This window comes from Paraglaciecola sp. IT1134 (genome assembly GCF_058068185.1).
This window is the reverse complement of sequence record NZ_CM176486.1, coordinates 822426-844969: the sequence shown is the minus strand read 5'-3', so window position 1 is coordinate 844969 and position 22544 is coordinate 822426. Positions and strand designations below refer to the sequence as shown.

The following is a 22544-nucleotide window of genomic DNA, read 5'->3' as shown; positions in this document are numbered from 1 at the left end:
TTCTTAGGCTGCAGGTTGAGGTTCGTCTGTTTCCTCAGCATAACGCGAAAGCAACTCAAGTAAATCAATAAAATGAAATTGATATGAGGCGGATTGCCCTTTAATCCAGCCCCCCCAACTAATTTCATCTGCCTGCTGAGATGCGCAACGATTAATAGGATGACTCATGGGTAGGCCATGATCAAAACTGACGGATTGTGGGCAACTACAGAACACACTGCCTTCACGGGTGGAAGTTTGTCCTATTGCCAGCACCCCAAGTAATGCGCAGGCAGCAAAACTCACTACACTTTTTAACTTCCTGTCCATGCTCTATCTCCGCTGAAATATTTTGTTGCATTATACCCCATAGACCTCCGCTCAAAATTTATTTTATCCTGATTGTCAGACCACTCACCGCAACATGAGGTCAATATATTACACAATAAGTGAGCAAAAAGGTCAGTATTTGCGGGAAATATGCACAAAAATACCGGGGATCTTTCGATACCCGGTATGTCGATACCCGGTATGCCGATACCCGGTATGCGTAGAAGATTAATTAGCAGGTGAAGTTATAGGTCGAAGGATTTACTCAACGAAAAGTACATAGCTTCATCGTCATCCAAATCACGGCCACTGATCACTATCCCAACGCCAACATCAAAGCCACCTATTTCGGTGCCATAAGCGGCTTCAACATAGTCACCATCGAATTCATCACCCCAGGAACCAAAGGTCGCACTAAAACCATTGTATTGAGCGCTGATTGCCAGGAAAGTATAATCCGCCTCGTCGATTTCAAGGCCAGCATCGTCATCCTGAGTACCAATACTGTAAGCTACGCTAAACATGCCGAAGCCGGCGCTCAAGTTAATTTCATTATAAGCTGAGTCAAAATCACCGGTATATTGATAAGTGGTTGCGCCGACACCCAACGACAGACCATTATCCAGCTCGATACCATATCCGCCGTACAGATCAACTTCTAAGCCATCGGCTACATCAGCTGCCCAAGTACCAACATAAAAACCACCTTCTGAATAATCCAAGCCCGCGCTAGTAGAGGCTCCAGTTGTTTGCTGAATACCGCGGAAATGGTACTGGGATACGACACCAATATTGGCGCTAACGTCGGCAAACGCAGGCTGACTTAAAGTTGCAGCAACCAATACTGCTCCAGCCAGGGCGCTAATTTTTAATGTTTTCATTTGTGGACTCCGTTTGTAATTTTAATATTTTCAATCAGTTATGTGTAAATTCTGTCGATTTGTTATTATTTTCTATTCATGCCTACGCAAAACTGATGCCGCAAAATTTTTTCCCGGCTAACCCCAAGACTATATTTGTAACCATTTGATATTAAGCTGTTTTTTATTAAAGACACGGAAGAGGCCGCAATACTACCAGCTAACTGTCAGTGCAACTTTGCACCAAGTTGACCCACACGCCCTTATTTAGTGCGTCCGTGATGCTTTTGTCTCGGGCAATTTTTCGGTAGAGTAGCGCTTTTTAAAGTCGAGGTTTCCATGCGTCCCTATTTGATTGCTCCATCTATATTGTCCGCTGATTTCGCCCGACTTGGTGAAGAAGTAGACGCGGTATTGGCTGCGGGAGCCGATGTTATCCATTTTGATGTGATGGACAATCACTATGTGCCTAATCTGACCATAGGCCCGATGATTTGTAAGGCTCTGCGTGACTACGGTGTAACGGCGGATATTGATGTGCATTTGATGGTTGAACCTGTAGACGACATGATCAGCAGTTTTGCAGAGGCAGGGGCCAGCCTGATAAGTTTTCATCCAGAGGCATCAAAACACGTGGACCGCAGCATTGGCTTGATTCTCGATGCTGGCTGCAAACCGGGTTTGGTGCTTAATCCCGCCACATCTGTGGATCACCTCACTTATGTTATGCACAAATTGCATCATGTATTGTTGATGTCGGTCAATCCCGGTTTTGGCGGCCAAGCTTTTATCCCCCAAACTCTGGATAAATTGCGCACGGTTAAACAAATGATCCAAGCCAGCGGCCACAATATTAGAATAGAAATTGACGGTGGTGTAAAAGTCGATAACATTCGCGCCATTGCCGAGGCGGGTGCAGATATGTTTGTTGCCGGCTCGGCTATTTTTAACCAGGGCGATTACGCCCACGTGATTAAACAGATGCGCCACGAATTAGCCAAAGTTAATGACCCCAGTTTAACCAAACCAAATAGATAAAAAATATTATGAGCAAACCTATCGTACTTAGCGGCTGTCAGCCTTCAGGACAACTTACCATTGGTAATTACATGGGAGCATTGCGTCAGTGGGTTGATATGCAATCTGATCATGATTGCCTGTATATGCTGGTAGACATGCATGCCATAACCGTGCGCCAAGATCCCAAGGCCTTATATGAGGCCTGCCTGGACGGTTTAGCCCTCTATATTGCCTGTGGTATCGATCCCCAGCAAAGCACCATCTTTATTCAATCTCATGTGCCGCAACACGCTCAATTGGGCTGGGTATTGAATTGTTATACCCAGATGGGTGAGCTCAATCGCATGACTCAGTTTAAAGATAAGTCGGCTAAAAACATTTCCAATATCAATGCCGGTTTATACACCTACCCGGCGTTAATGGCGGCAGATATTTTACTTTACCAGGCCAATCAGGTACCGGTGGGGGACGATCAGAAACAACATCTGGAACTGGCACGCGATATCGCCACGCGTTTCAACAATTTGTACCAACCAGTATTCACGGTTCCCCAACCCTTCATCCCGCAATTCGGCGCCCGGGTTATGAGCTTACAAGATCCGACCAAAAAAATGTCCAAATCAGATGACAATGCCAATAACTTTGTCGGATTGTTAGAAGACCCGAAAAAGATCAGTAAAAAAATCAAACGAGCCGTGACAGATTCCGACGAACATGCGCGGATCCACTTCGATATGGTGGAAAAACCCGGGGTGTCCAATCTGTTGGGCATTTTAGCCGGAGCAACCGGCAAGAGTATTGAATCACTGGTACCAGAATATGAAAACAAGATGTACGGGCACTTAAAAGGCGATGTAGCCGATGCGGTAGTCGCCTTACTCGAACCCATACAGCAAAAATATGCACAGCTACGTGATGATCGCGCTGAACTGAACCGCATCATGGCGGTGGGCGCAGAACAAGCCGGGGCCCGAGCAGAAATCACCTTGGTTAAGGTCTACGAAGCTATAGGATTTGTTGCCCGCCCGTGAACATATTCTCCGGCTGCTCCGCCAACATGATTTGTGCATGCTGCTGTTAATCGATAATTACGATTCTTTTACCCACAACCTGGCCCGCTATTTTGTTGCTTTAGGCCAGAAAGTAAAAGTGGTGCGTAATGACAAGATCACTTGCCAGCAGATCACCCTGCTGGCGCCGAGATTTTTGGTGTTTTCTCCCGGCCCAGGTACCCCGGACGACGCAGGTATCACTTTGTCGGCGATCCAGGAATTTTCCGGTTCTATACCTATGTTAGGCGTGTGTTTAGGTCACCAGGCCATAGGCCAAGTATTTGGCGCCAAGGTGATCCGCGCTGCTAATATCAAACATGGTAAAACCTCAAACATAACACACAGTGCCACACCGCTTTTTAAGCACGTTACTAGCCCCTTTGTTGCGACCCGATACCATTCTCTACTATTGCACAGGGATACCATACCCGAGGAATTCACCATCAGTGCCTGGTGCGATGAAGGTGGACAGCTTCCTGAGGTGATGGCCATAGAGCATAAACATTTTCCGATTTTCGGTGTGCAATTTCATCCAGAGTCGTTGCTTAGCACCAGTGGCAAGCAGATCTTGGAGAATTTTTTATACGCATCACAAGCTGACAACAGTCACTAGTGGTACACCTAAAATGCGGTACAACTTATGTGACTTATTTAACCAATTAAGGCCAACTGAGTAAGGGCCACCTGAGCGTTCAATGACACAACAAGCGGAAAATTTCCGACTAATCGAAGCACGTTATAAACAGCTTTTTATTGATCTTAAGACCATCAAAAAGCGATTGGCGGAAAAAACTGACCCGCTGAGAAAACCAGGCGTCGCTATCGAACGAGAATTGCTGGCCGTTGAAAAACAGGCTCGTCTCGATAAAAAGATCATTCAACAAATAGAACAAGTTTATCTAGACTCAACCTTGGAGAAATTACATCACACACTCGAGGCACAATTAGTCGAAGCACTCAAAGATACTGACAACCTTTTTTACAAAGTACTGGGGATAGATTCGGTCATGTGCGAGCTATTGGACTTGCTGGCGGTTAAAGCTTGCACTATTTCCAGGCTTGAAGCGCTGGCGGTGCAAATCCCCTGGTTATACAAAGATTTAATAAAACTACTCAATTCCCCTAAATACCAGCGCAAAGATAGCAAAGGTAGAATATTGACCGCCAATACCCTGCGTGTGGCGTTAAGCTTTTTTGGCGTTGACAATCTAAAGATGGTGCTACCGTTTCTAGCGGTTAGGCGCTGCTTGCCGCAAATAAGCGATCCCTATCACCGCATTAAAAATCGCATTTGGGAACAAGCGATAGCCACGTCCATGGCTAGCAAGCGCCTGGCAGTGTTTAGCGCCATAGAAGAAAATTCTGCTTTTACCTTAGGCCTGCTGCAGGTTCTTGGAAAGATTGCAGTGGTAAAACTGTATTTCAGGCTGTTTGATCAGATCCGGATTGACAGTATGAAACTAGCCCATGCTAAATTCCAGCATAAACAACATGCGGCACTGGCTAAGCTTGAGCCCAGCGGCGCCTTTCTCATTAAACTACTAGATAAGTACGCCGACCCCACTTCGGCGCGACTTATCACCCATATGGGTCTCCGCCAGTTGTTTATTCAGGACGCCGCGCAGCAGTTAGGGCAACAACAGAGTCTGGGAAAGTTGACGGGCTTGAGCAAGGTGATAATACAAGCCAGAGGTTATGCCCAGTATCGCATATTAAAAAATCACAATCTGATCAATCAAGAAGAATCCAGGGAATATCTGCGTGTTTTTGCTCTGCCTTTGGGATCATTGGAAGTACTTAAAACTACAGATTTACGCTCTTTGAACTTGATAACTGAAAATTGATACCAAAAAGTTAATTATTTGTGTAGATATTCATGCACTGTGCATGATGGCTATTTTTTCCCCTTCAATGATAATAACGAGTGCTAGTAGCACGGGTCACCGAACTTAAGAATAAACCCGACTTAAATACTTATTCACTATTAGTGCAAGTTTACACAAGCCCTTTAAAATTAAGGCTTTACCCGATAACACTATGCAGACAAGCGGTTTATTATCTGAAATAATGTGCCACTATTTTATGCCTTCTGGCAGCTAAATTTTGGAGATAACCTAAATGCAAGTTACCCGCGAATTGTTTGACGAAGTAATGGTTCCTAACTACAACCCCGCCGCAATGATCCCCGTACGCGGTTTAGGATCACGAATTTGGGACCAGGCAGGCGATGAATATTTGGATTTCGCAGGCGGTATAGCGGTAAACGTATTAGGGCATTGTCACCCACAGTTGGTTGCCACGCTCAAAGAACAAGGTGAAAAGCTTTGGCATTTAAGCAATGTATTGACCAATGAGCCTGCATTGCGTTTAGCAAAAAAACTAACTGACGCGACTTTCGCTGAGCGCGTATATTTTGCCAATTCAGGCGCTGAAGCCAATGAAGCGGCCCTGAAACTGGCTCGTCGATTTGCACTGGAGCAGTATGGCGAGCACAAAAATCAAATCATATCTTTTAAACAAGGTTTCCACGGTCGAACCTTTTTTACGGTGACAGTGGGTGGACAACCCGCCTATTCTGATGGATTCGGACCCAAACCTGGCGGTGTGGATCACGTCGACTACAACGATCTGGACGCCCTAAAGGCGATCATGTCAGATAAAACCTGTGCTGTAATGATGGAGCCTCTACAAGGGGAAGGCGGGATCATTAGCCCGACACAAGCATTTGTGCAAGGCGTACGTGACTTATGTGACCAGCACCAAGCCCTGCTTATTTTCGACGAAGTGCAATCTGGTATGGGTCGTACAGGAGAGTTATATGCCTATATGGGTTTGGGCGTTGTCCCGGACATCCTAACCACAGCAAAAGCCTTAGGTGGTGGGTTCCCCATAGGAGCCATGCTGACGACTGCGGCGATCGCCGCACACTTGAAAGTGGGTACCCATGGCAGTACTTACGGTGGTAACCCACTGGCATGTGCGGTTGCCGAACAGGTATTGGACATAGTCAATACCTCTGCGGTATTAAACGGCGTGAAACTCAAAGAACAATTATTCCGTGATGGACTGAAAAGCATTAACGATAAATATCAGGTATTTAGTGAAATCAGAGGCAAAGGTTTGTTGTTAGGTTGTGCCTTAAATGACAAGTTTGCCGGTCGTTCACGTGAGTTTTTGGTGGCCAGTGCCAATGAAAAACTTATGTGCCTGATCGCCGGTGCTAATGTGGTTCGTTTTGCTCCTTCTTTAATTATCCCTGATGCAGATATCCAGGAAGGTTTAGCGCGGTTCGAACGCGCAGTAGCTAAAGTTGTAAACGGCTAAGTCACTAAAGAAGAGTCAGCGCCCATGAATATTATTCGTCCTATCCGTCACAGTGATTTTCCTGTGTTGCTGGATATAGCAGAAGAATCCGGGATAGGGTTTACCTCCTTGCCGGTCAATGAAGAGCTGCTGAAAAGCAAAATAACGTTGTCTGAAGCCTCTTTTGCCTCGGATATCACTGCCCCTGGCAACGAAAGTTATCTATTTGTCATGGAGGACCTGGATACCGGCCAAGTGGTGGGCACCAGTGGCATCGCCTCAAGCGTGGGTTTAGACGACGCATTTTACCATTATCATTTGAGTAAAGTGGTGCACGCCTCACGAGAACTGGATATATATAACACAGCCGATATTTTAACCCTGTGTAATGATTACACCGGGGTATCAGAGATTTGTACCTTGTTTTTGCGTGAATCGGCGCGCAAAGGCTCCAATGGCCGCTTTTTGTCCAAGTTTCGTTTTTTGTTTATGATGGAACATCAACATAGGTTTGCCGAAACCATTATTGCTGAAATGCGCGGGATCAGTGATGACACTGGGCGGTCGCCTTTTTGGCAATGGTTGGAAGAACACTTCTTTTCCATGGACTTCCCCACGGCAGATTATTTGACAGGTATAGGCCAGAAGCAGTTTATCGCCGAACTGATGCCCAAATACCCCATATACGTTAGTCTCCTGAGCCCAGAAGCTCAGGCCGTGATTGGCAAAGTCCATGACAAAACCAAGCCAGCACTTAAATTACTTGAGCAAGAAGGTTTTAGCTGTCGAGGTTATGTGGATATTTTTGATGCCGGCCCAACGGTAGAAGCAAACCTCAAACATATTCGAACCGCCCAGTGCAGTCGCAAAATGCCAATCGAAATCAACGATGAAAAGGCGGCTCAAGGTCCTGAGCAGTTCGTAATCAACACTAAAGTCGCGGATTTTTGCGGCGTCGTGACAAAATTGACAGTGGATGAAACAAACAATCTGGCCTTTATTTCCCAAGCCGCTGCCAACTCACTGGCAATAGAAAATGGCCACAGCATTCGCTTCGCACCGACAACATTTAAGGGTTAAACCATGACACAAAATACACATCTTATCGCCGGAAAATGGCTCCCAGGTGAAGGCCACCCGATTGAATCGGTCGATCCGGCTAAAAAAACCATTATTTGGCAAGCTAAATCCGCCTCCAAAGAACAAGTTAACCTTGCGGTCGTAGCGGCTCGTGGGGCTTCGTTAGCCTGGGCCGATTTAGCTTTTACTGAACGTTTGGCAGTGGTTAAACGTTTTGCCGAACTGTTGGCAGAAAACAAAGACATGCTGGCCCTGACAATTGCCCGTGAAACAGGTAAACCATTATGGGAAACCGCCACCGAAGTCGGCGCGATGATAGGTAAAATTGCCCTTTCCGAGAAAGCCTATCACGAACGCACTGGCCTGGTCGAAAATGCGATGCCAGTAGGCCGAGCCTTTATTCGCCACAAACCCCACGGTGTGGTTGCGGTATTTGGCCCCTACAATTTTCCGGGCCACCTGCCCAATGGCCATATTGTTCCCGCCTTGTTGGCTGGTAACTGTGTGGTTTTTAAACCCAGCGATCTCACCCCACTGGTAGCCGAAAAAACCGTACAGCTGTGGCAACAAGCTGGTTTACCTGCCGGGGTATTAAATCTGGTCCAGGGTGAAGTGGAAACAGGCAAAGCCTTAGCGGCCCACCCGGATTTAGACGGCTTATTCTTCACCGGTAGTTCACGTACCGGCAAGATATTACATGAACAATTTGCCGGCCATCCCGGAAAAATACTGGCCTTGGAAATGGGCGGCAATAACCCGCTTATGGTAAAAGATGTCAGTGACATTGATGCCACCGTACACGACATCATTCAGTCTGCCTTTGTGACATCTGGCCAGCGCTGTACCTGCGCTCGTAAATTGTTTATCGAAAACAACGAGCAGGGAGACCAGATATTGGCCCGCTTGCTTGAGGTCACGGCGAATATCAAGGTCGGCGATTACGATGCCCAAGAACAACCCTTTATGGGGGCGATGATCTCCCGCCAGGCGGCGGCTATGATGGTTACGGCCCAGCAACAACTGATTGAATTGGGTGCCACAGCGCTGATCGAACTTAAACACCTCGACCCGGAGTCAGGTTTTGTCAGCCCGGGTATTTTGGATGTCACGGCCATAATAGACAACATGCCAGATGAAGAACACTTCGGTCCGTTGTTAAAGGTCATTCGTTACAGCGACTTTGACAAAGCGATTACCCAGGCAAATAATACCAGCTTTGGTTTATCAGCTGGTTTATTGTCCGATAACGAAGGTTTGTATCAGCATTTTTACAAACGTATACGTGCCGGTATCGTAAACTGGAACCGCCCTATTACCGGTGCCAGTGGTGCGGCTCCCTTTGGTGGCGTAGGCGAAAGTGGTAACCACAGGGCCAGTGCTTTTTACGCGGCGGATTATTGTGCCTATCCGGTGGCATCGGTTGAGCTGGAAAAAGTCACCTTACCTGGCAACCTTAACCCTGGTTTAACGCTGTAAAACGCTGTAGGTTATCCTAGATAACGTATCGGGCTAGTATCCTTTGGAAAATTTAGTCAGTAAAAAGCCTGTTTTTTAAGCAGGCTTTTTTGTATCTGTAACCGGCTCTCATCCTTGATTTAAATACTCTGGGGCACATATGGGCTAACTTTAACTAAATTTATTTTAAGTTGATGGTGACATTTTCGGGTTTACAAATTAAAATTTAATAAATACTATAATAGTATTTATTAACCGAAACTTTACATGTTGTGTCCCTATGCCTAAATTTGATCCCGTTGACCACTCTCACCGCCGCCGCAATCCGTTAACCAATGATTGGGTATTGGTTTCACCTCACAGGGCAAAACGCCCTTGGCAAGGACAGGTAGAAAAACCCCAAGCCGATGACAGTGTCAGCCATGATCCTAATTGTTTTCTATGTGCAGGCAATACCCGTATCAACGGCGAGCTGAATCCCGACTACCAGGGCACGTTTGTCTTTACCAACGATTTTGCGGCCTTAATGAGTGATACACCCAAAGTCCAGCAACAAAATGATGACTTATTTACCTTACAAGCAGCCCGGGGCACCAGTCGAGTTATTTGTTTTTCACCTGCTCACAATAAATCCTTGCCTGAATTATCATTATCGGCCATTGAAGAAGTGATCAGCACTTGGCGCCAACAGGTTGCCGAACTAGGCAAAGACTATGCCTGGGTGCAGGTATTTGAAAACAAGGGGGCGGCTATGGGTTGCTCTAATCCTCATCCCCATGGCCAAATATGGGCCAACGATTTTATTCCTAATGAAGTGCTCAAGGCAGATATTAACCAGGCGAACTATTTTGCCAAACACCAAAGCGCCATGTTACTCGATTATGCCCACAAGGAATCTGCCAATGGCCAGCGTACCGTGGTTGAAACCGAGCATTGGATTGCCGTGGTTCCCTACTGGGCGGCGTGGCCATTTGAGACGCTGCTGATGCCAAAATTCAAATGCGCCAGATTCGATGAGATGAATGAGCTTCAACAGGCTGATCTGGCGCTGGCCATGAAAAAACTTACCAGCCGCTACGATAACCTTTTCCGATGCTCATTTCCTTATTCCATGGGATGGCATGGTGCACCACATAATAGTAATGCAACTGAACACTGGCAGCTACACGCCCATTTTTACCCGCCATTATTACGCTCAGCTACAGTACGTAAATTCATGGTCGGTTATGAAATGTTAGCCGAACCACAACGGGATCTCACCCCAGAACAAGCTGCACAAAAACTACAAACGTTAAGTGATGTGCATTACAACGAATCAAAAGAGGTTTAAGAGTATGTCAGCTATTTGTCAATCTACCCTGGACACACTTGATAAGCTATTTGAAGCAACCTTTAATGTAGTTCCTATGCGCCACTTTCAGGCGCCTGGACGGGTTAATCTGATTGGTGAGCATACCGATTACAACGATGGCTTTGTATTGCCCTGTGCCATCAACTATCACACGTTGGTGGCCGCGAGGCCTCGTGATGACGACATGGTGCGGGTGGTAGCGGCAGATTATGCTAACGAATATGATGAATTTTCCCTAAAAGAGCCTATCCTGCCCCACCCCACCCAGCTGTGGAGCAACTATATCCGTGGCGTCGTGAAACATTTGCAAATGTGTGGTTTTGATTTTACCGGGGCGGATTTGGTGGTCACCGGCAACGTACCACAAGGCGCAGGGCTAAGCTCCTCGGCGTCGTTAGAAGTGGCTATAGGTGAGACATTTCGCCAGCTATATAACTTGCCCATTAGCAGTGCTGATGTGGCACTCAATGGCCAACAAGCGGAAAATCAATTTGTTGGTTGCAACTGCGGGATCATGGATCAAATGGTCAGTGCTTGTGGGGCAAAAAATCATGCCTTGTTACTGGATTGTCGTTCATTGGAAACTCAGCTGATCTCTATGCCCACGGAGCTAGATGTGGTGATCATCAATTCCAATGTTAAACGAGGATTGGTGGATAGCGAATACAATACCCGTCGCCTACAATGCGAACAAGCCGCACAAATATTGGGCATAAAGGCCCTCAGAGACATTAGCCTTAGGGATTTACACAATAGCAAACACTTGCTGCCTGACTTGGTATATCGCCGCGCTCACCATGTGGTGTCTGACAGTGAACGCACCTTGCTCGCTGCCGAGGCTTTAAGGACGGGGGATGCAAAAACGTTGTCCGCCTTAATGGCCCAATCTCATGCATCCATGCGCGATGATTTTGAGATCACCGTACCCCCGATCGATTTTATCGTCGCAACATTAGCCGAATATTTAGGTGAGTGCGGGGGCGTGAGAATGACCGGCGGAGGTTTTGGTGGCTGTATTGTCGCCTTGATGCCAAGCGCCATGGTGCCGGGCGCCAAAAAACTACTGGCTGAAAATTATCAGGCACAAACCGGTTATCAGGAAACCTTTTATGTTTGTTCCGCCACCGATGGCGCAGGGGAAATACTGCCTAGTTAAGTTAACGGCGGCTTTTGGCGATGATCACCAATAACATGCCGCCCAGTATGCCGGTGGCAGATAACATCAAATGTAAACTCAGGGGTTCGGCCACAAACAGTACCCCGCCAAAAGCCGCGATCACCGGAACAGACAACTGGCACACCGCTGCCACGCTATTATCTAACAGTGGCAAAACATGATACCAAATCGCATAACCGAGACCAGACGCCAGTGCGCCGGATGCCACAGCATAATAAACCCCGGTTAGGCTGAGCTCGCCAGCGGGTATGAAAAACAGTAACAACAAAGCAAAAGGTAAACAGCGGATAAAATTGGATGCAGTATCTAATAATGCATCTGCCGAATTTGCCCCAACACGACTATACAAGCCCCAAGCAACGCCCGCCAAGGCCATCACAAACAGACCTAGGGCATTAGGTGAAGCCAAGTCAGGTAGAACAAAATAAGCAAAACTGGCCAGAGATATCACGGTTCCCAGGGCTTCCAGTCTAAGCATGCGATTCCCGGCCAGTCGCGCCAAAAATAACATGGTAAATTGCACCGCAGCAAACAAGATCAGCGCCCCGGTTGCCGTGGGCAAAGACACATAGGCATAGGCGAACCCCAGGGCATAAACAAACAAATACAAGGCGCCTCGATGGCTGCCAAATCGGGTAACAGCGCCCAGGGACGCCGACTGTTTTACCAGTAACAGGATCGCCAATATCACCGCACCTGAGGCCAGGCGAACGGCGGTAAAGGTCATGGGATCCATATGATGTACATCCAGGGCCAAACGGCATAATACCGAATTGGCGGCAAAGGCAACTAGGGTCACCAGGGTAAGTAATACGAGCCTAAAAGATGCCAAGGCCTTAGATCAACAGCCAGGTGGCTGTACCTAAAAAGGCAAAGATCCCCACCACATCTGTGATGGTGGTCAGGATCACACTGCCAGCCAAGGCCGGATCAATATTCATTTTTTTCATCAAAATTGGCAAGGTGGCACCGGCTAACCCGGCGGCGATCATATTGATCATCATGGCAAAGGCAATCACCCCGCCTAACATTAAATCTTGTTTCCATAAGGCAATAACGGTAGCTATCAACAGCGCCCAAATTACACCATTAAAAAAACCTATGGTCAGCTCTTTAATGATTAACCACCGGGCGTTGCTGCTGCCCACGTGGCCCAAAGCCATACCGCGAATAACTAAGGTCAGGGTCTGATTACCCGCGGCGCCACCCATACTGGGTACGATAGTATTTAAAATGGCCAGCACCGCCAGTTGGCTAAGGGTCGCTTCAAATAAATCGCTTACGGCAGCGGCCATTAACGCCGTAATCAGATTGACACTCAACCATATGGAGCGTTTTTGGGTACTTTTAAACACCGGCGCAAAGGTATCTTCTTCGTCGTCCAGACCCGCCATACTCATCATCGAGTGTTCCGCATCTTCGCGTATAATATCCACCACGTCGTCTATGGTGATCCGGCCAACCAGGTGGTTATTTTTATCCACAACAGGGGCAGACAACCAGTCGTAACGCTCAAATAAACTGGCCACTTCACTGTCACTCATATCCATGGGAACGGTGACCGAATCATTGTTCATTAACTCATGCACTTTAGTGTCTGGCATGGCAGTCAACAATTTAGTAACCGGCACACTGCCGATTAATTCATCTTGGCGATTAACCACATAGAAGGTATCTGTACTGGGCGGAATATCGCCCTTGAGTCGCAGATAACGCAGGATAACATCGACGCTTACCTCGGAACGCAGGGTGATAGTATCGGTATTCATGATAAAACCGGCGGTATCCTCGCCGTAGGATAAGGCTTGCTCCGCCCGTTGACGGTCCTGCTCATCCATTGAACTCAAAACATCCTGAGAGATGGCTTCTGGCAAACCGCTCAGGGTTTCAACCAGATCGTCAGTGTCCATCTCTTCAAGTGCATCGGCCAGTATTTCGGGCACCATCTGGCGAATGATGCCGTTACGCACATCTTCAGACAGCTCTTCGAGTACATCACTGTAGTCTTTTGGCTCGATTAACTGCCAAATTTCTGAGCGTGAGCGGCTACGACTGGATTCGAGCAACAAGGCCACATCACAAGCAGGCATGGCGCTTAACATTTCCCGGACGTGGACTATATTGCCTTGGTTTAACGCGGCGTTTATATCGTCGAGCTGGTTGCGAGAGTTTTTAGCGTCGTAGGTATCAGGCATAAGCGTTTATCACATTGGTCGAAACTAGATAAAACCTTGATTTAAGGTTGTTTTAAGATTGATATTCTAAAGTAAGCCAAGAACCATAGCAGTACTAATTTTGCTTTATTATGCACAATGCTAATATTAATTGAGCTGAGTCAATCCATGCGAAGCAAAGTGTGACACATTAGCCCGTGCGACAAAGGTAAAATATTGCACCCAATAGACCTTTTATCCTCCACTATAGATACTGGGCTGATATAGGTAGCGGTCTGAAACGACTTAACGAAATCGCCCCAATAGGATCCTTGTTTATGAAAAATCACTATGCCCCCATATCCGTCTGGTTACATTGGTTAATGTTTATACTCTTTATTGGTGCTTATAGCTCCATTGAGTTTCGCGTTCTGTTTGAAAAAGGCACAACGGCTCGTGACCTCATGAAATACAGCCATTTTTTATTTGGCCTGTCGATTCTGGTCTTGGTTGGCCTGCGCATCGTGGCGCGTATCGTCACCCCTAAAGTCGATCGGGAGTCCTATGGAAAATATCAGCGTTACGCATCCAACATCATGTTTATCGGGCTGTATATATTGATGATAGGCCAGCCTTTACTTGGTTGGGCCACTATCAGTGCAGAAGGGCACAATGTAGATATATTGGGTCTCACCCTGCCGGCACTGATCGGTGAAGATGAGCAACTGGCAAAACAAATTGAAGAAATCCACGAGCTGCTTGGAAAAACAGGTTACGCCCTGATCGGGCTGCATACCTTGGCTGCCCTGGTCCATCACTATTATGTGGGTGATAATACCCTCAAACGCATGTTACGCTTTAGCAGCAAAAGCGAGTTATAACCCTCGACTTTAAGTCGCCAATTGACAAGGCGTTGCTGCTAAAGACCTCAACCTGTTCTCGTGGCCGCAGCGAAAGAGTTTTCCCTTGGGGTTAATATTATCTTAAGCTGTAGTCATTACAGTCACGCTTTGCAATCTAACGATATAAACTATGCGAATTCTACTAGTTGAAGATGATACGTCTTTGTGTGATGCCCTGAGTCAATCCTTGCGCAGCGAAGGGTATGCGGTCAATTGTGTTGAAACCGGTGCAGAGGCATTACAGGCTATTGCCACTAACGAGTTTACGTTACTTATTCTGGATTTAGGCCTGCCGGATATGGATGGTCTGGAAGTATTGGCCAAGGCCCGCAAACGAAAACAACTTATTCCCACCCTGATCCTGACCGCCAGAGACAGCATGACGGATAAAATTAGCGGCCTGGATACCGGTGCCGACGACTACCTGGCCAAACCCTTCGATATGCAGGAATTACTCGCCCGCTTACGTGTGATGGAGCGCAGGCTGGGTACTGCGCACAGTTCAATTATCAGTATCGGCGCGGTTAAACTCGATTTAGCCAGCCACCAAATAACGGTGGATGAACAAAGTAAAGAGTTATCCCGTCGTGAATTTATGCTCATCAAGGCATTAATGGAAAACGCCGGACGTATTCAATCCAAAGCCCAGCTGGAAACCAAACTATATGAATGGGGTGACGAGCTGGTGAGCAATGCCATCGAAGTGCATATTCATAATTTGCGCAAAAAATTGCCAAAAGATTTCATAAAAACCATACGCGGCGTGGGCTACAGCATTAATACCAGGACCACTGTGGCTGAATGAGTTCCATTCGGCGACACCTGACATTACTGCTCATCGCTTCGTTAACCTTAGTGAGCTTTAGCGCTGCCTTACAGGGTTATCGCTCGAGTATGCAGATGTCATCCAAGCTGTTTGACGCCGAACTTACTTCTCTGGCCAACAGCTTCGCCAATATCAAACTGCAAACTACCCCACAAATTTTTGACAGTGCCGAACAGGTAGCGGTGCAAATATGGCAACAAGATCAACTGTTGTTGCGCTCGGCCAACAGCCCGGACTCCCCTATTGGCGAATTTAATAACGGATTTACAGAGCAAAACTTTGCCGGTAAAAGGTGGCGAATTTATTCAGCACAAGTGCCGCAGCAACAACGTTGGACTATGGTGGCCCAGCCTTTAAAAAGTCGCTCTGAGCTGGCTGAGAACATGATCCTGGCGGCTATGATGCCGCTTATTTTCAGTATCCCGGTGTTGGCGATCATCATCTATTTTGTGGTCAGTCGCGGCTTAAAACCCTTACGTACCCTTTCATCTGAACTCAATAACCGATCGCCTAGAAATTTCCAACCCTTTAGTTTGGCCGATAAACCAGCTGAACTGGTACCTGTGCTGAGCACACTCAATTCATTGTTAACCCGATTACAATCTGCGTTTGAGCGGGAGCAGCAATTCGCCTCAAATGCCGCCCATGAACTGCGCACTCCCTTAAGCGTGTTAAAAATCAACTTGCATAATCTGGCCAAAGAAATCACCGGAAAAAGTCTCAGCATCGACAAACTGCAACAAGATACGGATCGCATGATCCATGTTATCAATCAGATTCTGCTGCTCAGCCGCACTAATCCAGAGTATTTTGAAGCCCACAGCCATGACGTTGACGTCTATCTTATCGCCCAGCAAGCCATCTCTGAAACGTACGCAGCCATAGATAAAAAACAGCAAAGTATCGAGTTAGTTGGTCAGTCAGTTGTTATCTCAAGCAATGAATTTGCCTTGCAGACTTTATTGCAAAACCTGCTCGCCAACGCCAATAAGTACGCACCAGAGATGGGTAAAATTCAGGTCTCGATCACCGCCGATACGCAAAAAGTCAGCCTGATGGTTGATGATTCCGGGGTTGGGCTTAACCACGATGAGTATCAAAAGGTATTACAACGCTTTTATCGTTCGAGCAAACATATCAAACAAAAAAGTCAGGGGAGTGGCTTGGGGTTAGCAATAGTTAATCAAATTGTGGATCTACACGGCGGCAGCATCACCCTGGGCAAATCCCCTATGGGCGGCTTGAGTGTATCGGTGGAACTGCCAATTATCAAAACGATGGGCCGCTGAGGATGAAGGCCAGTGTTTATCTTGGTTTACCTATGTTGCTGCTCTGTCGTGTTTGCCTGGCACTACCGGAGATTACGGTCAATATTCGAGAGCACCTGTTTTATCCGTCCGAAATTACCATCCCGGCCAACCAAAAAGTCAAAATCACCTTTATCAATCATGATCCTACCCCGGAAGAACTGGATAGTTTTGATCTCAACCGGGAAAAGGTGATTTTCGGCAACGCCCGAGGCACCATTTTTATCGGTCCCTTGTCACCTGGAGAATATCGTTTTTTCGGCGAGTATCACCCAGGCAGCGCTGTGGGTAGGGTATTGGTGGTTTCACAACGGGAATATGATGATGTTGATTAATACGGTTATTTTATTCCTGCGCGACGCCTTACCTGTATTTGTATTGATCGCTATTCTGTTGTCGTTTTGGCATCGCAGCGGCCGCGCCATAGCAATAGGCTGTGTTTTAGGCCTGATGGTTACGGCCATAATTGTGCTGCATCGCAATACGGTAAGTGAATATTTTGAAGGTGCGGGTTACGAATTATTAAAATGCCTGACCCTGATCATCGCCTTTAGTTTATCTGCGATCATTCTTGGCACCCGTAATGTGTTTCAACGGCCAGTGCCGCAATGGATTGTCGCCTGGTTGGTTGCCTTTACGGTGATCCCCCATAGCGCAGATTTTTCAGTATTCCTGGTCGGATTTTGGTCACAAAAAGATGCCATTACGCCCATGTTATTAGGCACGTTTTTAGGGAGCGGTATCTGCGCCAGTGTGGCCATTTTGTTAAACTTATTGCTTGGTACGCTAAAACAAAGGCTGCTGCCCCTGCTGGTGTTTGCCATCTTCGCCACAGGCCAGGTCAGTAACTGCGTGCTGCTATTGCAGCAAATTGACTGGGTGGCGGATCCGGGCGCCGTGTGGAACAACCGACTGATCAGTGACGAAAGTGAATATGGCCACTTTTTAAAGGCCCTGATGGGTTATGAAGCCGCGCCTTCCATCATCTATTTAGGTGTGTATGCCGTTGTTCTGGTCGTGCTCATCACCCTTATATTGTATACCCGTCAACCTGGCTCGCCCCAGCAACTCAAACCGGAGTTTTTATCATGACAGCGCGTTATATAACGCTCGCCCTCATCGCAGCGACTTTATCCCCCGCTACAGTTTGGGCCGTTGGTGGATACAGTAATGGTGTGGTCGACAAAGTTTATCACCCCTATGTTTTACCTTTGGAGCAGGAATTTGAATGGCGGTTTATGTCACGTCAAAACGATAGCGGCAATTCACTGGTGCAGCGCCTGGGATACGGCCATTCAATTTCTGATCGCGTGACTTTAGAGGCGCACTTGGTCGGGGACAGAGATCAATCAGACGATTTTGGTTTAATTGCCTACGAGCTCGAAGCCCGCTGGATGATCACTGAACAAGGCCAATACTGGGCGGACTGGGGTGCCTTATTTGAACTCGATAAACAACATGATGCCGATATCTGGGAAGTGACTACCGGGGTTTTGGTGGAAAAGGAATTTGGCCGGTCCAGCCTCACCGTAAACTATCTGGTGGAATACGAGTGGGGCAACGTTATTCATAGTTCGTTTCACACCGAATTCAGACTGCAATATCGCTATCGTTTTATTCCCGAAGTGCAGCCCGCGATAGAACTTTACACCGGCCAGGAGTTTGTTGGTATCGGTCCCTCTTTTATGGGTGTTCATCGTTACGATCGCCAAAAACAGCTTAAATGGGAAGTGGGTTTTATTGCCGGGTTAAACGGCGACAGCAAAGATCATACTTTGCGTATGGCATTGGAGTATGAGTTTTAGCGTAAGCTCAGGGTATTGTACTGAGCGCACGACCCACAGCTTGGCTGTAAAAGGTCTGGATTTTTAAAGCGTTAATTTGGGCGTTTCACAGAGGGAGGGGCAAGCAGCGGCTCCGCCGTCAAAACATGTAGTTCGTGCACCAAGGGTATACTTGTGTGGTCAAAAGCAATAATTAAGCGAAGCTCATAATGAACGAAGATCATCCCTTCAAGCCCAGACCTGGCTAACAAGTCTGTGCGTCATTAGGCGGCAAAGTTTAGTTGAGTTGCTTAATCTGCACATTTTTGAATTCAATGGGTTGCCCTTCACTTTGCAAGGCAATATAACCGGACTCCAATAATATTCCGTCCTCTTTGTATGCCAGGCTTTGGCTTTCAACTATTTTATCGTTGCCGTCGATCGTTGGGTGGCTGTATTGCAATACTATTTCGCCATTAATTATATGAGTGACAGAATCACCTTTTACAACCAACTCAGCGGTAACCCACTTATCTTTTGCTAACGCAGCGTAATTCGAGGATAAACAATGGCCAGGATACACTTCACCTTTAAAAACAATGTTGGTACCCGGAGAGCACATACTGCCTGTCTTACGTTGACCGTCACCTAGGTCAGCCAAAAATTGCATTTCCACCGACACAGGCCAACTCTGCTCTTTGTTAATTGATTCGGCAGATTGACTATGAAACATCACACCACTATTTAATCTTGCGTATTCAGGTCCGCCTTCTGCAAATTCGCCACTAAAACGATAATCGACTCGCAGATGGAAGTTTTTAAAAGGTGTTTTGTAAAATAGGTGACCAAACTCGTCGATAAAAGCGTACTGATCGTAGCGTACTTTGAGCAAACCATCTTCCACTCTGAAGGTGTTACCATAGTTATCGCCAGCCTCGTGATGATTAATTTTGACAACCCAATCATCTAAATCTTCACCGTTAAATAAAGTAATCCATTGGTTAGACTGCGTATTATTGGTGCAGCCAAAAAGCCCTAAGGCAATGGTGCAAGTTAACAGAAGTGTTTTAAACGTCATGGGTATCCTTACTGGTTTTCGGGCAAAAGAGACCGGTTTAAAAAATAGGCTTAATAAAATAATAGACCCTAAGCAATACAAATTATCACTACCTTAGGGATAAAGTAGCTGCTTTTGTTTTCTATGACGACTCAACTATTTGTCTACACTTCCATTTTTGATGCTCTATTGCGCCAAACCCCAAATGCTCTTTAACTTGAAAGAATCCAGTCGTAACTCCGTTGTGGCCATCGACACGTTGATATTTGCCGTTAAGAACCAAACAATTTAACTAGGCATGTTAAATATCAAACTAAGCAAAAATAAGTTTTAGGGAAAGGAAGCAGTCTATGAAAATGATACCCAGCTCAATCAAGAGGTGGTAAACATAGTGAATCAGTGAAGTGCTCAGAATGCCAAGAATGAGTCAAAATACATGTTTCCCATAAACGCTGAAAAACTGAACTGGATCCCCAAGACACAACATAATACCCACCATTACCTGCATTAAATTTTGTCGTTTACTAAGGACAGCTGAGATGATTCGGTGGCAGCACCCTATACGGTGCTTCTTAGCGCCCACAGCAAATAGGATATTATAATAATAAATAGTATACTATTTTTTATTTGCTGCTACATTAGTAAAACTGTTAATCATTAAGGTGGATCGCGATCCAATTAAGCTATGAACAAGTTAGATGATGTTGAAATTGTAGTGATCGGAACAGGTATTATTGGCATAGCCACGGCATACTATCTGTGTAAAAAACACCAAAAAAAATCAGTCCTATTAATAGATAGCCGAGACCCAATGAGCTACACCAGTGCTCAATCTGGCGACAATTATCGCAATTGGTGGCCAACTAAGGTAATGACACAATTTGCTAATCACAGCATAAAATTAATGCACGAGATTGCCGCTGAATCCAACAACATATTGCAGATGAAACAGCGGGGCTATGTATTGGCAACCCGTAACACTAACATTGATAACCTGTTAAACACACTACAAACAAACTATAGCCAGCAGTCTAATATGGTGCGGGTACATACCGACCCTTATGCACAATCAACTGGCTATCAACAGCCCCACAGTGATGATTGGCGCAGCAACATAGATGGAGTTGATCTTCTGTGTAACAAAACGCTGATCAATAATACGTTTGGGCACTTTAGTGCAGAAATTGAAAACGTATTGCATATTCGTAAAGCCGGAGATATCAGTAGCCAACAAATGGGCCAATTTATGTTGCAGCAAATTAAATCATTAGGCTGCAAAAGATTACTTGGTACGGTGCGAAGTATTTCTAAAAATGACCAATACAGTTTGGAAATTGAAACCCCACAAGGAACAATGGCACAAAGGGCGCAGATAGTGGTCAACGCCGCAGGTCCCTATGTGGGTGAGATAGCCAGTATGTTGGGGGTCTCGTTGCCGGTAGAAAATATCTTCCATCAAAAATTAGCCTTTGAAGACCATCTAGCTGCTGTACCCAGAAATCAGCCGTTTTCAGTGGATATCGATCAAACCACGTTGGGTTGGGATCTCGAAGAACAAGATTATCTAAATCAGGATACAAAGTTGAGCTGGTTGGCCCAACCCATAGTTGGAGGCATACATTGTCGACCTGAAGGATCTGGACGTTGGATTAAATTAGGCTGGGCTTACAACCGTTCAATAAGTGTGGCGGATAATCAAAAGCAATTAATTGAAGATCCACAGTTCAGCTCACATTTCCCTGAAATAGTGCTCAGAGGAGCAAGTAGACTCAATCCAGCCCTATCACCGTACATTGATGCTATGCCCGCTAATCGAGTACATTATGGGGGGTATTACACTATGACTAAAGAAAACTGGCCATTAATAGGCCCAATGGATAACAGTGGAGCCTATGTGGTGGGTGCGCTGTCTGGGTTTGGCAGCATGAGTGCCTGTGCAGCAGGCTCACTGTGTGCCGATTGGATATGCGGCGGTGAATTACCGGAATATGCTCAAGCATTCAGCCTAAATCGCTACCAAGATCCAAAATGGATAAAAGAAATGGCCTGCGCAGACGTGGGCCTATTATAATAAAAGACCATAGTGATCTGTTATCCCCAACGCAATTTATCGATAGAGATAGTGTATGCCAGAAAAACCCGCACAAGAGTATTTACGGAAGGGTGTCTCCAGTAACGAAATATTTGAAGCGCTAAAAAAACAGATTGTAAATGGACAGTTAGCCGGCGACACACAGCTCAAGCAAGGTCTGCTCGCACAACAGTTTGGTGTGAGTAAAATTCCTGTGCGGGAAGCCCTACGGCAACTTGAAACCTTGGGATTAGTGGCCTTTAGACCTAGGTACGGAGCCATGGTCATAGCCTTGAGTACTCAAGATATTATCTGTCTATTAGACGCCAGGTTAGCCCTCGAATGTCGTGCCTTGGCGCTATCTATTCCTAAGCTGGCTCCTAGCGAATTTCAGCAGGCGCACAACATTTTACAAGAGTATTCGCAACAAACAGATGCCAATAGCTGGAGTCGGTTAAATATTCAGTTTCACGACACGCTCTATCAAGCCTGTGAGAACCCGTATTTGCTGCGTTATATTGAAGACGTGAGAAATCGAATCGGACCTTTTCTACAACTACATACCAGTATGGCCACAGGTATACAGAGGCCACACAGCGAACATGTTCAAATACTAGAGGCATGTGAAGCTAGGGATGTCGAGCTAGCGACTCGTATCTTGAGCGAACATATTACTACTACCCAGCAAGAGCTTTTGTCATTTATGCGTGGCAATTCAGAACAAAAATAATATAAAAAAGGGCGCCGGAATTACCTGCCACCCTCAGCTATTTGATCTTAACGGCTTAGAGTGGGTATTTAGCGCTAAGATACTATTTGGCCAGATATATATGGACGCTTCACTTCCGTCAAGGCAAT

At 46.3% G+C, this 22544-nt stretch carries 22 protein-coding genes; 17 read left to right on the top strand and 5 right to left on the bottom strand.

Annotated features, from left to right (window positions below):
- Window positions 1-3: 3 nt before the first annotated feature.
- Entirely contained in the window at window positions 4-309 is a 306-nt protein-coding gene (locus tag AC3RV5_RS03770) for a hypothetical protein (protein ID WP_489730640.1), read from the bottom strand.
- A gap of 245 nt (window positions 310-554) precedes the next feature.
- The gene (locus tag AC3RV5_RS03765; RefSeq protein WP_489730639.1) at window positions 555-1190 is read right to left on the bottom strand and encodes a TorF family putative porin; all 636 of its coding nucleotides are present in this window, start codon (window positions 1188-1190) and stop codon (window positions 555-557) included.
- A 318-nt stretch (window positions 1191-1508) separates the two neighbouring features.
- On the opposite strand from AC3RV5_RS03765, the gene rpe reads away from it, so the two are divergent.
- From rpe to galK, 9 genes are all read left to right on the top strand, one after another.
- Complete coding sequence (gene rpe, locus AC3RV5_RS03760; protein WP_489730638.1) at window positions 1509-2207, top strand: ribulose-phosphate 3-epimerase; 699 nt, start codon at window positions 1509-1511, stop codon at window positions 2205-2207.
- Window positions 2208-2215: 8 nt separating this feature from the next.
- Window positions 2216-3220, top strand: coding sequence for a tryptophan--tRNA ligase (trpS, locus tag AC3RV5_RS03755; RefSeq protein ID WP_489730637.1), 1005 nt, complete (start codon window positions 2216-2218; stop codon window positions 3218-3220).
- Between the two features lie 37 nt (window positions 3221-3257).
- A complete protein-coding gene (locus AC3RV5_RS03750; RefSeq protein ID WP_489730636.1) occupies window positions 3258-3854 on the top strand; it encodes an anthranilate synthase component II in 597 nt (198 codons plus the stop codon).
- 82 nt (window positions 3855-3936) lie between these two features.
- Window positions 3937-5085, top strand: a complete 1149-nt coding sequence (locus AC3RV5_RS03745) for an HDOD domain-containing protein (protein ID WP_489730635.1) — start codon at window positions 3937-3939, stop codon at window positions 5083-5085.
- A gap of 274 nt (window positions 5086-5359) precedes the next feature.
- Entirely contained in the window at window positions 5360-6565 is a 1206-nt protein-coding gene (locus AC3RV5_RS03740; protein ID WP_489730634.1) for an aspartate aminotransferase family protein, read from the top strand.
- Between the two features lie 24 nt (window positions 6566-6589).
- The gene (astA, locus tag AC3RV5_RS03735; protein WP_489730633.1) at window positions 6590-7624 is read left to right on the top strand and encodes an arginine N-succinyltransferase; all 1035 of its coding nucleotides are present in this window, start codon (window positions 6590-6592) and stop codon (window positions 7622-7624) included.
- Between the two features lie 3 nt (window positions 7625-7627).
- Window positions 7628-9100, top strand: a complete 1473-nt coding sequence (gene astD, locus AC3RV5_RS03730; protein WP_489730632.1) for a succinylglutamate-semialdehyde dehydrogenase — start codon at window positions 7628-7630, stop codon at window positions 9098-9100.
- 259 nt (window positions 9101-9359) lie between these two features.
- Window positions 9360-10409, top strand: coding sequence for a UDP-glucose--hexose-1-phosphate uridylyltransferase (locus AC3RV5_RS03725; RefSeq protein WP_489730631.1), 1050 nt, complete (start codon window positions 9360-9362; stop codon window positions 10407-10409).
- Between the two features lie 76 nt (window positions 10410-10485).
- Window positions 10486-11586, top strand: a complete 1101-nt coding sequence (galK, locus tag AC3RV5_RS03720; RefSeq protein ID WP_489732092.1) for a galactokinase — start codon at window positions 10486-10488, stop codon at window positions 11584-11586.
- Between the two features lies 1 nt (window position 11587).
- Here the strand turns inward: galK and AC3RV5_RS03715 are convergent, their stop codons facing one another.
- Complete coding sequence (locus AC3RV5_RS03715; protein WP_489730630.1) at window positions 11588-12439, bottom strand: DMT family transporter; 852 nt, start codon at window positions 12437-12439, stop codon at window positions 11588-11590.
- A 4-nt stretch (window positions 12440-12443) separates the two neighbouring features.
- Window positions 12444-13802, bottom strand: a complete 1359-nt coding sequence (gene mgtE / locus AC3RV5_RS03710; RefSeq protein ID WP_489730629.1) for a magnesium transporter — start codon at window positions 13800-13802, stop codon at window positions 12444-12446.
- 296 nt (window positions 13803-14098) lie between these two features.
- Here mgtE and AC3RV5_RS03705 point away from each other — a divergent pair, with 296 nt between their 5' ends.
- The 6 genes from AC3RV5_RS03705 (at window position 14099) to AC3RV5_RS03680 (ending at window position 18600) form a co-directional block, all read left to right on the top strand.
- On the top strand, window positions 14099-14641 hold the full coding sequence (locus tag AC3RV5_RS03705; protein ID WP_489730628.1) for a cytochrome b: 543 nt from the start codon (window positions 14099-14101) through the stop codon (window positions 14639-14641).
- Window positions 14642-14792: 151 nt separating this feature from the next.
- Entirely contained in the window at window positions 14793-15467 is a 675-nt protein-coding gene (locus tag AC3RV5_RS03700; RefSeq protein ID WP_489730627.1) for a response regulator, read from the top strand.
- Window positions 15464-16777, top strand: a complete 1314-nt coding sequence (locus AC3RV5_RS03695) for an ATP-binding protein (RefSeq protein ID WP_489730626.1) — start codon at window positions 15464-15466, stop codon at window positions 16775-16777. Before AC3RV5_RS03700 ends, AC3RV5_RS03695 begins: the two co-directional genes overlap by 4 nt.
- 2 nt (window positions 16778-16779) lie before the next feature.
- Window positions 16780-17130, top strand: coding sequence for a cupredoxin domain-containing protein (locus AC3RV5_RS03690; protein ID WP_489730625.1), 351 nt, complete (start codon window positions 16780-16782; stop codon window positions 17128-17130).
- A complete protein-coding gene (locus tag AC3RV5_RS03685; protein WP_489730624.1) occupies window positions 17114-17887 on the top strand; it encodes a high-affinity iron transporter in 774 nt (257 codons plus the stop codon). Before AC3RV5_RS03690 ends, AC3RV5_RS03685 begins: the two co-directional genes overlap by 17 nt.
- Entirely contained in the window at window positions 17884-18600 is a 717-nt protein-coding gene (locus tag AC3RV5_RS03680; protein WP_489730623.1) for a hypothetical protein, read from the top strand. Before AC3RV5_RS03685 ends, AC3RV5_RS03680 begins: the two co-directional genes overlap by 4 nt.
- A 256-nt stretch (window positions 18601-18856) precedes the next feature.
- On the opposite strand, the gene AC3RV5_RS03675 is transcribed toward AC3RV5_RS03680, so the two are convergent.
- The gene (locus AC3RV5_RS03675; protein ID WP_489730622.1) at window positions 18857-19636 is read right to left on the bottom strand and encodes a 3-keto-disaccharide hydrolase; all 780 of its coding nucleotides are present in this window, start codon (window positions 19634-19636) and stop codon (window positions 18857-18859) included.
- A 664-nt stretch (window positions 19637-20300) separates the two neighbouring features.
- Here AC3RV5_RS03675 and AC3RV5_RS03670 point away from each other — a divergent pair.
- Both AC3RV5_RS03670 and AC3RV5_RS03665 read left to right on the top strand, forming a co-directional pair.
- Complete coding sequence (locus AC3RV5_RS03670) at window positions 20301-21686, top strand: NAD(P)/FAD-dependent oxidoreductase (RefSeq protein ID WP_489730621.1); 1386 nt, start codon at window positions 20301-20303, stop codon at window positions 21684-21686.
- 55 nt (window positions 21687-21741) lie between these two features.
- A complete protein-coding gene (locus tag AC3RV5_RS03665; RefSeq protein WP_489730620.1) occupies window positions 21742-22416 on the top strand; it encodes a GntR family transcriptional regulator in 675 nt (224 codons plus the stop codon).
- Window positions 22417-22544: the final 128 nt, after the last annotated feature.

Excerpts from the sequence above, each read along its gene's own strand:
- AC3RV5_RS03770 (WP_489730640.1), bottom strand. The coding sequence starts at position 309 with ATGGACAGGAAGTTAAAAAGTGTAGTGAGTTTTGCTGCCTGCGCATTA.
- AC3RV5_RS03765 (WP_489730639.1), bottom strand. The coding sequence starts at position 1,190 with ATGAAAACATTAAAAATTAGCGCCCTGGCTGGAGCAGTATTGGTTGCT.
- rpe (WP_489730638.1), top strand. The coding sequence starts at position 1,509 with ATGCGTCCCTATTTGATTGCTCCATCTATATTGTCCGCTGATTTCGCC.
- trpS (WP_489730637.1), top strand. The coding sequence starts at position 2,216 with ATGAGCAAACCTATCGTACTTAGCGGCTGTCAGCCTTCAGGACAACTT.
- AC3RV5_RS03750 (WP_489730636.1), top strand. The coding sequence starts at position 3,258 with ATGCTGCTGTTAATCGATAATTACGATTCTTTTACCCACAACCTGGCC.
- AC3RV5_RS03745 (WP_489730635.1), top strand. The coding sequence starts at position 3,937 with ATGACACAACAAGCGGAAAATTTCCGACTAATCGAAGCACGTTATAAA.
- AC3RV5_RS03740 (WP_489730634.1), top strand. The coding sequence starts at position 5,360 with ATGCAAGTTACCCGCGAATTGTTTGACGAAGTAATGGTTCCTAACTAC.
- astA (WP_489730633.1), top strand. The coding sequence starts at position 6,590 with ATGAATATTATTCGTCCTATCCGTCACAGTGATTTTCCTGTGTTGCTG.
- astD (WP_489730632.1), top strand. The coding sequence starts at position 7,628 with ATGACACAAAATACACATCTTATCGCCGGAAAATGGCTCCCAGGTGAA.
- AC3RV5_RS03725 (WP_489730631.1), top strand. The coding sequence starts at position 9,360 with ATGCCTAAATTTGATCCCGTTGACCACTCTCACCGCCGCCGCAATCCG.
- galK (WP_489732092.1), top strand. The coding sequence starts at position 10,486 with ATGCGCCACTTTCAGGCGCCTGGACGGGTTAATCTGATTGGTGAGCAT.
- mgtE (WP_489730629.1), bottom strand. The coding sequence starts at position 13,802 with ATGCCTGATACCTACGACGCTAAAAACTCTCGCAACCAGCTCGACGAT.
- AC3RV5_RS03705 (WP_489730628.1), top strand. The coding sequence starts at position 14,099 with ATGAAAAATCACTATGCCCCCATATCCGTCTGGTTACATTGGTTAATG.
- AC3RV5_RS03700 (WP_489730627.1), top strand. The coding sequence starts at position 14,793 with ATGCGAATTCTACTAGTTGAAGATGATACGTCTTTGTGTGATGCCCTG.
- AC3RV5_RS03695 (WP_489730626.1), top strand. The coding sequence starts at position 15,464 with ATGAGTTCCATTCGGCGACACCTGACATTACTGCTCATCGCTTCGTTA.
- AC3RV5_RS03690 (WP_489730625.1), top strand. The coding sequence starts at position 16,780 with ATGAAGGCCAGTGTTTATCTTGGTTTACCTATGTTGCTGCTCTGTCGT.
- AC3RV5_RS03685 (WP_489730624.1), top strand. The coding sequence starts at position 17,114 with ATGATGATGTTGATTAATACGGTTATTTTATTCCTGCGCGACGCCTTA.
- AC3RV5_RS03680 (WP_489730623.1), top strand. The coding sequence starts at position 17,884 with ATGACAGCGCGTTATATAACGCTCGCCCTCATCGCAGCGACTTTATCC.
- AC3RV5_RS03675 (WP_489730622.1), bottom strand. The coding sequence starts at position 19,636 with ATGACGTTTAAAACACTTCTGTTAACTTGCACCATTGCCTTAGGGCTT.
- AC3RV5_RS03670 (WP_489730621.1), top strand. The coding sequence starts at position 20,301 with ATGAACAAGTTAGATGATGTTGAAATTGTAGTGATCGGAACAGGTATT.
- AC3RV5_RS03665 (WP_489730620.1), top strand. The coding sequence starts at position 21,742 with ATGCCAGAAAAACCCGCACAAGAGTATTTACGGAAGGGTGTCTCCAGT.